Source organism: Klebsiella sp. PK18 (assembly GCF_057784655.1).
Map to the genome: position 1 here is coordinate 2918564 of NZ_CM173493.1, position 12144 is coordinate 2930707.

Below are 12144 nucleotides of genomic sequence, written 5' to 3' on the forward strand. Positions count from 1 at the left end.
GCGGTTTTTATCTTTATGGAGTAAGTGACTATGTCGACTAAACCGTTTGTTTATCAGGATCCGTTCCCGCTGGCGCACGACGATACCGAATACTATCTGCTCAGCAAAGAGCACGTCTCTGTCGCCGAATTTGACGGCCAGCCGGTTCTGAAAGTAGAGCCGCAGGCGCTGACCCTGCTCGCCCAGCAGGCCTTCCACGACGCCGCCTTTATGCTGCGCGTCTGCCATCAGCAGCAGGTCGCCTCGATTCTGCTCGACCCGGAAGCTAGCGAAAACGACAAATACGTGGCGCTGCAGTTCCTGCGCAACTCCGAAATCGCCGCCAAAGGTATTCTGCCGACCTGTCAGGATACCGGCACCGCTATCATCATGGGTAAAAAAGGCCAGCGCGTCTGGACCGGCGGTGGCGATGAAGCCGCCCTGGCGCAGGGCGTTTACAACACCTATACCGAAGATAACCTGCGTTACTCACAGAACGCGCCGCTGGATATGTATAAAGAGGTCAACACCGGCACCAACCTGCCGGCGCAGATCGATCTCTACAGCGTCGACGGTGACGAATATAAATTCCTGTGCATGGCGAAAGGCGGCGGTTCCGCCAATAAAACCTATCTCTATCAGGAAACCAAAGCGCTGATCACTCCGGCGAAGCTGAAAAACTATCTGGTCGAGAAGATGCGTACCCTCGGGACCGCCGCCTGCCCGCCATACCATATCGCGTTTGTGATCGGCGGCACCTCGGCAGAAGCGACGCTGAAGACCGTGAAGCTGGCCTCCACACGCTACTACGACGGCCTGCCGACCGAAGGCAACGAGCACGGTCAGGCGTTTCGCGACGTCCAGCTGGAGCAGGAACTGCTGCAGGAAGCGCAGAACCTCGGCCTCGGCGCGCAGTTTGGTGGGAAATACTTCGCTCACGATATCCGGGTGATCCGTCTGCCGCGCCACGGCGCCTCCTGCCCGATCGGCATGGGCGTCTCCTGCTCCGCCGACCGCAACATCAAAGCGAAAATCAACCGCGACGGCATCTGGATCGAGAAGCTGGAGAGCAATCCGGGGAAATATATCCCTGAACATCTGCGTCAGCAGGGTGAAGGCAATGTCGTCAGCATCAACCTGAATCAGCCGATGAGCGAAATCCTGGCGCAACTGTCGGCGCACCCGGTCTCCACCCGCCTGAGCCTCAACGGCACCATTATCGTGGCCCGCGACATCGCCCACGCCAAGCTAAAAGAGCTTATTGATAACGGCGAGGCGCTGCCGCAGTACGTCAAAGATCACCCGATCTACTACGCGGGCCCGGCGAAGACGCCGACCGGTTATGCCTCCGGCTCCCTCGGTCCGACTACCGCAGGCCGCATGGACTCTTATGTCGATCTGCTGCAGTCGCACGGCGCGAGCATGGTAATGCTGGCGAAAGGCAACCGCAGCCAGCAGGTGACCGATGCCTGCCATAAACACGGCGGCTTCTACCTCGGCAGCATTGGCGGCCCGGCAGCAGTGCTCGCCCAGCAGAGCATTAAGAGCCTCGAGTGCGTGGCCTATCCGGAACTGGGGATGGAAGCTATCTGGAAAATCGAAGTGGAAGATTTCCCGGCGTTTATTCTGGTTGATGATAAAGGTAACGACTTCTTCCAGCAGATCCAGAATAAGCAGTGTGCCGGCTGTCAACAGCACGGCTAACGCTCACTTCTGACGCTGATATCAGGCCGTCGCCGTTTGGGCGACGGCTTTTTTTATGCCCACGCCGCGCCAGCTTGAATTCATTTCGCGCCAGGCTATGCTCAACTACAAGCCGTCCGTTGTTTGCTGAAAAATAACAATAATTCTCTTTCTCAGGTGCCTCTATGAACAGGATGAGCGTGGTGATCCTCTGGGCGCTGGCGCTGCTGGTGCTAAAGCCGGCGCTGGCTGCCGAACCGCGACAGCAGCCGACCGCCCGCGAGCAGGCACGCACAGTCACGATTTTCCATCAACCTGTCGTCATGTTGCAGGCTACTTTCGGCCAGACCACGCCCGAAGAGCGCGTCCTGCGTACCCGCAGCGCCTTACGCGCCTTTACTGAAGACGATATTCGCCAACCGCTGCGGGTCGTTGCGGTCAACCGCTATGGTCAGCCGGGCCGGCTGTTTCTGATGAACGGCAAACCGGTGCTGCTGCTGAGCCAGGCGGATCTCGATGAGGGCGATGATTTAACGCTCGACCAGGCGGCCCAGCGGGTGCTGGCGCGAATGGAGGCCCAGCGCACCAGCCTGCAGGAACAGTTCAACGACCGTTATCTGCTGCTTTCCGCCGGCAAAGCGCTGGCCGGAGGGCTGCTGCTGGCGCTGTTTTACTACGGCGCCTTCCGCGCCTGGCGGCGGGTGCGGCGCTTTTTCCTGCTGCGGATCCTTGAAAAACGCAGCGCCATCCCGCAGCACTGGCGGCGCTATCTCGGCAATATTGAAGTTCGACTCTATGCTGTGCTGGTCATTCTCGTCGGCATGCTGGCCAGTTATCTCTGGCTGAGCTGGGCCTTCAGCCTGTTTCCCTGGACACGGGTGTGGAGTGAATCGCTGGGTGACTGGTCGCTGGGCGTGATCCGCGATCTCTCCCTGTCGATTGTCGCCTCCCTGCCGGGGCTGATGATTGTGGTACTGATTTTCCTGATCACCTGGCTCATCATTCGCCTGGTGAAAGTCGCTCTCGACCAGGTCGCCGCCGGCCGCATTCAGGTGCCGGGCATCCATCCGGAAACTGTCAGCGCCACCCGTCGGTTGATCTCGGTGGTCATCTGGCTGTTTGCCCTGTCCGCCGCCTATCCGTTCCTTCCCGGCGCCAACTCCCTCGCCTTCAAAGGCATTAGCGTATTCTTCGGCCTGATGCTGACCCTCGGATCGACCGGAGTGATGACCCATGCGATGAGCGGCCTGGTGCTGATCTACTCCCGGGCGCTGCGCAAAGGCGACTGGATCCGCCTCGCCGACAATGAGGGACAGGTCAGCGAGATTGGCGTGCTGGCGACCAAGATCCTCACCCGTGAGAATTACATTGTCACCGTCCCGAACGCCGTGGTGGTGAGCGGGAAAATTATTAATCTCAGCGCCGAGAGCACCGACGGCGGGTTCAACCTCACCACCAGCGTCACCATCGGCTACGATACGCCGTGGCGTCAGGTGCATGCGCTGCTGGAGCTGGCGGCAAGACGCACCCCTGGGGTGGATCAACAAATCGCCCCGATAGTTCGCAAGCTGGGGTTGCTTGACTGGTACACCGCGTATGAGCTGCAGGTGCGCTTGCTCCCCACAACTAAGCTGCCGGATGGCCGCAACGCGTTGCATAGCAGTATTATTGATGTGTATAACGAATTCGGCGTGCAGATTATGTCGCCGAACTTTGTGATGCAGCCCAAGGCGGCGGTGGTGGTGCCGCAGGAGGCCTGGTACGCCGCCCCAGCCGTCGCGCCGCAGGAGCCTGAGAAATAAGGGCTAATATAGCGGCATTTCCGCCGGGTGGCGGCTTCACCGCTGAGCAAGAACAGCCAGCGCAGAGCCGCGTTTGTGCCGGGCGGTGGCTAACGCCTTGCCCGGCCTACGGATCGTGCGACCTGTCACTCATTTACCCATTTGCGCGACTGAAACTGCCGGTGCTGGCGGCCTCAAAATCGCTGTGACGTTCCCGGAAGGCCGGGGCAGCCTGCAGAGATAAGTCGAAGGGACCGCGCAGCGGCGATTTTGCTGGCCGGAGCCCGGGGGTACAGGGGGCGGCGGCGACTGGCCGCCCCCTGTGCGCTCCCGGCGCCATAAGAGACATAACGCAGAAGATCAACCGGGAGCGCAATCTGCCCGGAACTAACATAGAGGTTGTCGCCCTGCCAAACGTTGTGGCTCTGCCAAACATAGTGCGAACAGGGACATTTCCGGTTGTGCCGTGATTTCGCCGGGTGGCGGCTACGCCTTACCCGGCCTGGGGTTCGTGCGACCTGTCACTCATTTACCCACTTGCGCGACTGAAACTGCCGGTGCTGGCGGCCTCAAAATCGCTGAGACGTTCCCGGAAGGCCGGGGCAGCCCGCATGGATGCGGGCTGAGGGCCGTGTTTTGCAGGGACGCTGCCTCGGCCCGACCCGCAGCCTGCAGGGATAAGTCGAAGGTACCACGTAGTGGCGATTTTGCTGGCCGGAGCCCGGGGGTACAGGGGGCGGCGGCGACTGGCCGCCCCCTGTGCGCTCCCCGCGCCATAAGAGACATAACGCAGAAGATCAACCGGGAGCGCAATCTGCCCGGAATTAACATAGAAGTTGTAGCCCTGCCAAACATAGTGCGAACAGGGACATTTCCGGTTGTGCCGTTATTTCGCCGGGTGGCGGCTGCGCCTTACCCGGCCTACAACGACTGCCGGGCAATCCGGCTCGGACGACGACTCAACCCTGCGCGGCGTCGATGTCGTCAAACACCTGCTGCGCCAGATGCATCGTGGCATTCGCCGCCGGCAGCCCACAGTACAGCGCAGAGTGCATGATCAACTCTTTCAGCTCATCGCGGGTCACCCCGTTGTTAAACGACGCGCGCAGATGCATCTTCAGCTCCGCCTCGCGATTGAGAGCAATCAGCATGGCAATGGTGATCATGCTGCGGGTGTGGTGGTCGAGCCCCGGACGGGTCCAGGTCTCACCCCAGGCGTAGCGGGTGATAAAGTCCTGAAACTCGTCATTCAACGGCGTCAGATGCTGCAGGGTACGGTCGACGTGGGCGTCGCCCAATACTTTGCGCCGTACCGTCATTCCGTCCTGATAGCGCTGTTTATCCTCCATGGCGTTCCCCCTGGAAAAAGCTTAGCAGCGCCGAAGTAAAGCTTTTCGGCGCCTCAATGTTTGACAGATGCGATGCCGCCAGCACCACCACCTGGGAAGAGGGGATCTGCTGCTGCAGGAAACTGGCGTCACTGACCGTAGTGACAGGGTCACTTTCACCGGCGATAATTAATGTCGGCAGCGGGATCTGCCCCACTTCGCCCCGCAGGTCGGCGGCGGCCAGCGCCTCGCAGCAGGCGGCATAGCCTTCGACGTCGGTATGGGTTAACTGGTGGCATAGCGCCTCCACCACCTCCGGCGCCTTCTGGCGAAACGCATGAGTGAACCAGCGATCCGCCGCCCCGGCGGCCACCACCGCCATTCCCTCCTGGCGTACCGCCCGCGCCCGCGACAGCCAGCTGGCCTGATCGCCAATGCGCGCCGCGGTGTTGGCAACGGCCAGACCATAAAAACGTTCTGGCGCAAAGCGTCCCAGCCACAGGCCGGTCAGACCGCCCATCGAGATCCCGCAGAACCAGGCGCGGTCGATATTCAGGTGATCGAGCAGCGCAATCACATCTTCCCCCAGCTGGGCGAGGGTCACTTTGCCATTTTTCGTCGTATTACCGTGACCGTGGGTGTCATAGCGCAGCACCCGAAAATGGGCGGTTAACGCCTCGATCTGCGGCTGCCACATCGCCCGGGTGGTGCCCAGCGAGTTGGAGAGGACGATAACCGGCGCGCCCTCCGGCCCGTCGAGTTGATAATCAAGATTCATCACGTTGCTCCTGATAACGCGCCAGCACCTGGCGCACAAAGCGTTCGGCGCTGCCGGTCGCCGTTGCCGGGTCCAGCAGCGTGGTTAAGCGTTCACGAGAGAGATACTGACTGACCTGTGGGTCAGCCGCGAGCAGATCGACCAGCGGAGAGTGACGGTCCAGCGCCTGACGGCACAGCGCCTCGATATGATGATGCGCCTCGGCTTTGCCGATGAATTCCGCCAGCGCCAGGGTCACCGCCTCGGCCATGATCAGCCCGTGGGTGATATCGAGATCGGCACGCATTTTCTGCGGGAAGACCTGCATATCGCGCACCAGCGCTTCACTTTGCGCCAGCGCCCCGCCCACCAGAGTAATCAGATCCGGCAGCGTCTCCCACTCCGCCTGCCAGCCGCCCAGCGCCCGCTCGTGCTGCTGGAGCTGGCTGGCGTAGAGGGTCGCCATCAGCCCCGGCGTACGCTGGGCGGCGGTCAGGATCGCCGCGCAGGCCACCGGATTGCGCTTATGCGGCATCGTCGATGAGCCGCCGCGGCCTTCCGCCACCGGCTCGCCGACCTCAGCCACTTCGGTCTGCATCAGCAGGGAGAAGTCGTTAGCGAATTTCCCCAGGGTACCGCAGACACCGGCAAACCAGGCGCCCGCCTCCAGCAGCCGATCGCGCTGGCTGTGCCACGGGGTATCCGGCAGCGACAGACCGAGGATCTGCGCCAGCGCCTGGCCAACCGCCGGCCCTTTCTCTTTTAGCGCGTCCAGAGTGCCCGCGGCGCCGCCAAACTGCAGCACCAGCAGCCGCGGACGCATCTCGCGCAGCCGCTGCTGCCAGCGCAGGAGCGCGTCGAGGGTGCCCGCCAGCTTCAGGCCAAAGGTCACCGGCAGCGCATGCTGCATCCAGGTCCGACCCGGCATGACAGTATCGCGATAACGATCCGCCTGGAGAGCCAGGGCAGCCAACAGCTGCTCAAGCAAGGTCTCAGCGGCATCCAGCGCCCCGCGCAGCTGGAGCACCAGTCCGGTGTCGATGGCGTCCTGACTGGTGGCTCCCCAGTGGACGTAGCGCGCAGCCTCGGGATCTCGCGCTTTTACCTGTACCGTCAGCTGTTTCACCAGCGGGATCGCCAGGTTACCGGCCCCCACCGCCGCCTCGCCCAGCGCGGCAAAATCGATGGTCTCGTGGCGGCAGGCCGCGACAATCGGCCCGACCGCTTCCGGCGGCACCATCCCGCAGACGGCCTGCGCCTGCGCCAGCGCCGCTTCAAAATCCAGCATGCCCTGCACCCGCTGCGCGTCGCTGAACCAGTCGGTCAGCGGACTGCTGCGCAGCATTGGGGTCAACAAACTCATTCTGGCTCCTTAAACACGTTCAATAATCAGGGCGATCCCCTGTCCGACGCCGATGCACATGGTGCACAGGGCGTAGCGGCCGCCGGTCCGTTTCAGCTGATAAGCCGCGGTCATCGCCAGCCGGCCGCCGGAGGCACCGAGCGGGTGGCCCAGCGCGATCGCCCCGCCGTTAGGGTTCACGTGGGCGGCATCATCCGGTAAGCCCAGATCACGGGTCACCGCCAGCGCCTGAGCGGCGAAGGCTTCATTCAGTTCGATGACATCCATCTGGGCTAATGTCAGGCCGGTCTGCGCCAGCACCTTACGCACCGCGGGCGCCGGGCCGAAGCCCATGATCCGCGGCGCAACACCCGCCGTCGCCACGCCGACCACCCGGGCCAGCGGTTGAAGATCGTGAGCCGCCAGCGCCGTCTCGCTGGCCAGCAGCAGCGCACAGGCGCCATCGTTAACGCCGGAGGCGTTACCGGCGGTGACGCTGCCGTCGGCGCGCACCACGCCGCGCAGTTTAGCCAGCGCCTCCAGCGAGGTACTGCGCGGGTGCTCATCGCGGCTAAACAGCAGTGGCTCGCCTTTGCGTTGCGGCACCTGGACGGCGATCAGCTCATCGGCGAACCGTCCCGCCTCCTGCGCCGCGGCGGTACGCAGTTGACTGCGTAAGGCGAACGCGTCCTGATCGGCACGGGAAATGGCAAACTCATCGGCGACGTTTTCCGCCGTCTCCGGCATGGAATGCACGCCGTACAGGGCTTTCATCTGCGGGTTAATAAAGCGCCAGCCGATGGTGGTATCCTCCATCTGCATGCTGCGGCTAAAGGCGCTCTCCGCTTTCCCCATCACAAACGGCGCGCGGGACATGCTCTCCACGCCACCGGCGATCATCAGCTGCGTCTCGCCGCTTTTAATCGCCCGCGCCGCGACGCCGATCGCATCGAGGCTGGAACCGCACAGGCGGTTGATGGTGCTCCCGGGCACGCTCTCCGGCAGCCCGGCCAGCAGCAGCGCCATCCGCGCCACGTTGCGGTTATCTTCCCCGGCCTGGTTGGCGCAGCCAAAGATCACATCGTCAATGCGCGAGGGATCCAGTCCCGGGTTACGCTCCAGCAGGGCTTTTAATGGCAGCGCCGCGAGGTCGTCGGCGCGCATCGTCGCCAGGGTACCACCGAAACGGCCAAAGGGTGTACGTACCGCATCACAGATAAATGCCTGATTCATCATAGGTTCCTTACGCGCTTTCCGCCAGTTGTTCAAAGGTCAGCGCCACCGGAGTGATGCGCTGCAGCTCTTCAAAAGAGAGACCGTTAAAGATTTCACGTACCACCGGGCCGCGGTCGGTGATGTCGATCACCGCCAGGTCGGTATAGATCCGGCTGACGCAGCCGACGCCGGTCAGCGGGTAGCTGCACTGCGCCACCAGCTTGCACTCGCCGTCACGGGTCAGGTGGTCCATCATCACGAACACCTGGCGGGCGCCGATGGCCAGATCCATCGCCCCGCCAACGGCCGGGATCGCATCCGGCGCACCGGTGCTCCAGTTCGCGAGGTCGCCGCTGGCGGAGACCTGATAGGCCCCCAGCACGCAGATATCGAGATGGCCGCCGCGCATCATGGCGAAGGAGTCGCCGTGGTGGAAATAGCAGCCGCCCTGCAGGAGGGTGACATACTCTTTACCGGCATTGATCAGCTCGGGATCTTCTTCCCCGGGCTGCGGTTTCGGCCCCATCCCCAACAGGCCGTTTTCGCTGTGCAGGAACACTTCTTTGTCGGCGGGCAGGTAATTGGCAATGCGGGTCGGCAGGCCGATGCCGAGGTTGACGTAAGCGCCTTCGGGAATATCGCGGGCCACGCGCTGGGCCATTTCGTCACGGGTCAGTTTTTGCATCTCGGGCTCCTCAGGCGCGTTGTGCGGCAGTCAGGTTTTCCAGCGAGAAGACACGCTGGACGAAAATGCCGGGGGTGATGATGTGTTCCGGGTCGAGGTCGCCCAGCGGCACCAGCTGCGAGACCTCGACGATGGTGGTTTTCGCCGCCGTCGCCATGATCGGGCCAAAGTTGCGCGCCGCCTTGCGATAGACCAGGTTGCCCCAGCGGTCGCCCTGATGGGCCTTAATCAGCGCGAAATCGGCTTTAATCGGATATTCCAGTACGTAATGGCGACCATCGATTTCCCGCGTCTCCTTGCCTTCCGCCAGCGGTGTGCCGTAGCCGGTGGGGGTAAACACAGCCCCCAGCCCGGCGCCAGCCGCCTGGATCCGCGCCGCGAGGTTACCCTGCGGCACCAGCTCCAGCTCCACTTTGCCGCGGCGATAGAGGTCATCGAAAATCTGGGAATCCACCTGGCGCGGGAAGGAGCAGATCATCTTGCGTACTCGCCCGGCTTTCAGCAGCGCCGCGAGACCCACTTCCCCGTTGCCGGCGTTGTTATTAATGATGGTCAGGTCGCGGGCGCCCTGGTCAATCAGGGCGTCAATCAGAAAGGTCGGCTGGCCGGCGGGACCAAAGCCGCCGATCATAATAGTCGCCCCGTCGTGGATCCCGGCGATGGCCTCGCTCAGCGTCGATACGCTTTTATCAATCATCAGGTCGCTCCAGTGATGTGCGGTAATCGCACTTTTATTCGTTGTTCGCACAAAATGTGACCCGCTTAACGATGTCGGTCAAGGGCGATAATCGAAATATGGTGCGATAATCGAACATCGGTTATCTTTAGCGAAAGAATGTGATCGATGGCAAATATGGGGAACAGAAATGGACAAGCATCCAGACGATTTACTGACCGGCGACGGCGATCCGTTTAAGGGCGATCCTAACTTTATGGCCTCCCTGGCGCGCGGCCTGGAGGTGATTCAGGCGTTCACGCCGCAGCGGCCCCTGCTGTCTATCTCGCAGATCAGCCAGAAGACCGGCATTCCGCGCGCGGCGGTGCGCCGCTGCCTGTATACCCTGAGCAAGCTGGGGTTCGTGTATGCCGAAGACGGTAAGAATTTCCAGCTGCGACCGCGGATCCTGGCGCTGGGCCACGCCTGGCTGGCCTCGACGCCGCTGGCGCGTTCGGCGCAGCCGGTGCTGCGACATCTGAGCGAAATGCTCAACGAGTCCTGCTCCATCGCCACCCTCGACGGGGACGATATTCTGTATATCGCCCGCGCCTCTAGCTCGCGGATTATGACCATCGACCTGGATATCGGCAGCCGCCTTCCGGCCTGGGCGACCTCGATGGGCCGGGTGCTGCTCAGCCATCAGCCGGAGGAGAAGCTCAACGACATGCTGGCTCGGGTGACCATGATCCGCTACACCCCGCAGACGGTGGATTCGGTGGCGAAGCTGCGCGCCGAACTGAAACGGGTGCATCAGCAGGGGTATGCCCTCAACGACCAGGAGCTGGAGATGGGCCTGCGCTCCCTCGCGGTACCGCTGTTTAACGCTCAGGGGCAGGTCCAGGCGGCGCTGAACGTTGGGGTGCATGCGGGCCAGATGTCGGCCCGCGAGATGATCGATCGCGTGCTGCCGGAGCTGCAAAAAGCCGCCCGCGAGCTGACGCTGCTTCTGCGCTAACGACTGCGCTTGGCGTGCTGCTCCCAGGTCTCCTGCTTCGCCTCGGCCGATTTACGCAGCGCGACATAGCAGGCGCCGCTGCCGCCATGATGTGGAAGCGCGGCGCAGAAGGCCTGCACCTCCGGCAGCTCTTCCAGCCAGCGCGCCAGATAGCTGCGGATAATATTGGCGTGGGACTGGTCGTCGCGGCCTTTGCCGTGAACGATCAGCACATTACGTAACCCCTCTTTCTGCGCCTGCACCATAAAGGCGAAGAGCATCTGTCGGCACTGTTCCACCGGCTGGCGCAGCAGGGAGAGGCTCGCCTGCTGGCTGTATTTCCCCCGCCGCAGCTTATCCAGCACGCCGCTCTGCAGCCCTTCACGCTTAAACTCCAGCGGCGTGGCGAGCGGCACGATATCGAGATAGCCGGTGGTGAGAAAATTATCCAGTTGCAGGGTATCGACGCGCTGCGGGGCCCGGCTGTTGCGCCCGGGATGCCAGTGCACGTCATTTTTACGTTTCAGAGGCTGGACATCTTCCATGGCGTCAAGAAACAGGGATTTGTCATCAAGGTTCATGGGCTCTCCTCCAGCGGCTGTCGCCAGCTACTATAGCCGCCCGGCGCTCCCCCCTCAACGCGTTTAGCCGCGTTCGCTGGCAAAGTGAGCGCGACGGGCGATTAAGGAAACAATTGTCGGCTTTGGCGGCGAAACAGCGTGATTAACGACGCCGTTAATGGCGTCTGCCGGGTATCGCGCCGCTGGATCAGATAATAGGTGGCCGTCGGCAAGACGTCGCGGACAGGGATCATCACCAGCTTGTCCGCCATCAGCGGATCGTTGCCGAGCTCCACCGGCAGGATGCTGAGAAAATCACTTTTCACCACCAGGCTAATGCACGACGAGAAGGTTTCGCAAACAATATCTACCTTAGGCGCTAACCCGGCCTGATTAAGCCGGTCCTGCAGCTGTTTAAAGTAGCTGCCGCGCGGCGTCGGCATGGTCCAGTGGTGATCCATCAACTCCCCCAGCGAGGTGGCCTGCGCCGCCGGATGTCCCGCGCGGGCAAACACCGCGAACGGTTTCTCAAACAGTTTCTCAAAGCTGAACTCATGGTCGTACGGCCCGGGGTAATAGGTATTGATGGTGAAATCCAGCTCTCCCTGGCGCAGCTCATTGATCATCGCCAGCAGCTGGCCCTCCATGATCCGCACCTTTACCTGCGGATGCTGCTGATGAAAGCGACAGATCACCGACGGCATCAGCGACCGGGCGACGCTGGCGCCAAGGCCAATATTAATTTGCCCGGCCTGCTCGCCCTGACGCTGCAGCAGTTCGTCCTGCGCCGCCCGCAGCTCCTCAAGGATCAAGCTCGCATGTTGGTAAAAGCTTTCGCCGTTTTCGGTCAGCGCCACCCCCTGACTGCGGCGCACGAACAGCTGGGCGGAAAGCCCCTCCTCCAGCTCTTTAATCGCTTTGGTCAGGGCCGGCTGCGAGACCGCCAGCGCCCGGCTGGCACCGCGAATACTCCCTTCCCGGGCCACTTCGACGAAGGCGCGGATATGATGAAATTTAATCTGAAATGCCATGCTTTCGGTGATAACCATTGTTTATCAGACAGAAGAAATTCACATCTACTGTAATCCATCAGGCTGTGGCAGGTTAAGTGGGATACGGCCTGTAAAACGCAAGTGATAAACAAAAGCTATCACATCGTGAA

11 protein-coding genes are annotated in these 12144 nt (G+C 62.0%); 3 read left to right on the forward strand and 8 right to left on the reverse strand.

Translation table 11 applies throughout. From position 1 onward, the window contains the following. Window positions 1-30: 30 nt before the first annotated feature. Together fumA and AC3EMD_RS14375 are read left to right on the forward strand one after the other, a co-directional pair. The gene (gene fumA / locus AC3EMD_RS14370; RefSeq protein WP_302073548.1) at window positions 31-1683 is read left to right on the forward strand and encodes a class I fumarate hydratase FumA; all 1653 of its coding nucleotides are present in this window, start codon (window positions 31-33) and stop codon (window positions 1681-1683) included. A gap of 164 nt (window positions 1684-1847) precedes the next feature. After that, the gene (locus AC3EMD_RS14375; protein WP_302073549.1) at window positions 1848-3464 is read left to right on the forward strand and encodes a mechanosensitive ion channel family protein; all 1617 of its coding nucleotides are present in this window, start codon (window positions 1848-1850) and stop codon (window positions 3462-3464) included. A 938-nt stretch (window positions 3465-4402) separates the two neighbouring features. On the opposite strand, the gene pcaC is transcribed toward AC3EMD_RS14375, so the two are convergent. From pcaC to AC3EMD_RS14405, 6 genes are read right to left on the reverse strand one after another with little or no spacing between them, the layout of a single operon-like run. Continuing rightward, window positions 4403-4792: a 4-carboxymuconolactone decarboxylase gene (gene pcaC / locus AC3EMD_RS14380; protein ID WP_008805049.1), complete on the reverse strand. Its 390-nt coding sequence runs from the start codon at window positions 4790-4792 to the stop codon at window positions 4403-4405. Continuing rightward, a complete protein-coding gene (gene pcaD, locus AC3EMD_RS14385; protein ID WP_016160947.1) occupies window positions 4782-5549 on the reverse strand; it encodes a 3-oxoadipate enol-lactonase in 768 nt (255 codons plus the stop codon). Before pcaD ends, pcaC begins: the two co-directional genes overlap by 11 nt. After that, complete coding sequence (locus AC3EMD_RS14390) at window positions 5539-6891, reverse strand: 3-carboxy-cis,cis-muconate cycloisomerase (RefSeq protein WP_012968331.1); 1353 nt, start codon at window positions 6889-6891, stop codon at window positions 5539-5541. Before AC3EMD_RS14390 ends, pcaD begins: the two co-directional genes overlap by 11 nt. A gap of 9 nt (window positions 6892-6900) precedes the next feature. Beyond that, window positions 6901-8103 (reverse strand): 3-oxoadipyl-CoA thiolase, encoded by a 1203-nt coding sequence (pcaF, locus tag AC3EMD_RS14395; protein ID WP_008805052.1) that lies wholly within the window; start codon window positions 8101-8103, stop codon window positions 6901-6903. 10 nt (window positions 8104-8113) lie between these two features. After that, a complete protein-coding gene (locus AC3EMD_RS14400) occupies window positions 8114-8770 on the reverse strand; it encodes a 3-oxoacid CoA-transferase subunit B (RefSeq protein WP_012541879.1) in 657 nt (218 codons plus the stop codon). A 10-nt stretch (window positions 8771-8780) separates the two neighbouring features. Then, a complete protein-coding gene (locus tag AC3EMD_RS14405) occupies window positions 8781-9467 on the reverse strand; it encodes a 3-oxoacid CoA-transferase subunit A (RefSeq protein WP_008805054.1) in 687 nt (228 codons plus the stop codon). Between the two features lie 169 nt (window positions 9468-9636). Here AC3EMD_RS14405 and AC3EMD_RS14410 point away from each other — a divergent pair, with 169 nt between their 5' ends. Next, window positions 9637-10443 carry an IclR family transcriptional regulator domain-containing protein gene (locus AC3EMD_RS14410; protein WP_008805055.1) on the forward strand — a complete coding sequence of 269 codons (807 nt, stop codon included), beginning with the start codon at window positions 9637-9639 and terminating at the stop codon, window positions 10441-10443. Here the strand turns inward: AC3EMD_RS14410 and smrA are convergent. Then, window positions 10440-11003, reverse strand: a complete 564-nt coding sequence (gene smrA / locus AC3EMD_RS14415) for a DNA endonuclease SmrA (RefSeq protein ID WP_008805056.1) — start codon at window positions 11001-11003, stop codon at window positions 10440-10442. The genes AC3EMD_RS14410 and smrA overlap by 4 nt on opposite strands. A gap of 101 nt (window positions 11004-11104) precedes the next feature. Beyond that, entirely contained in the window at window positions 11105-12013 is a 909-nt protein-coding gene (locus AC3EMD_RS14420) for a LysR family transcriptional regulator (protein ID WP_008805057.1), read from the reverse strand. Window positions 12014-12144: the final 131 nt, after the last annotated feature.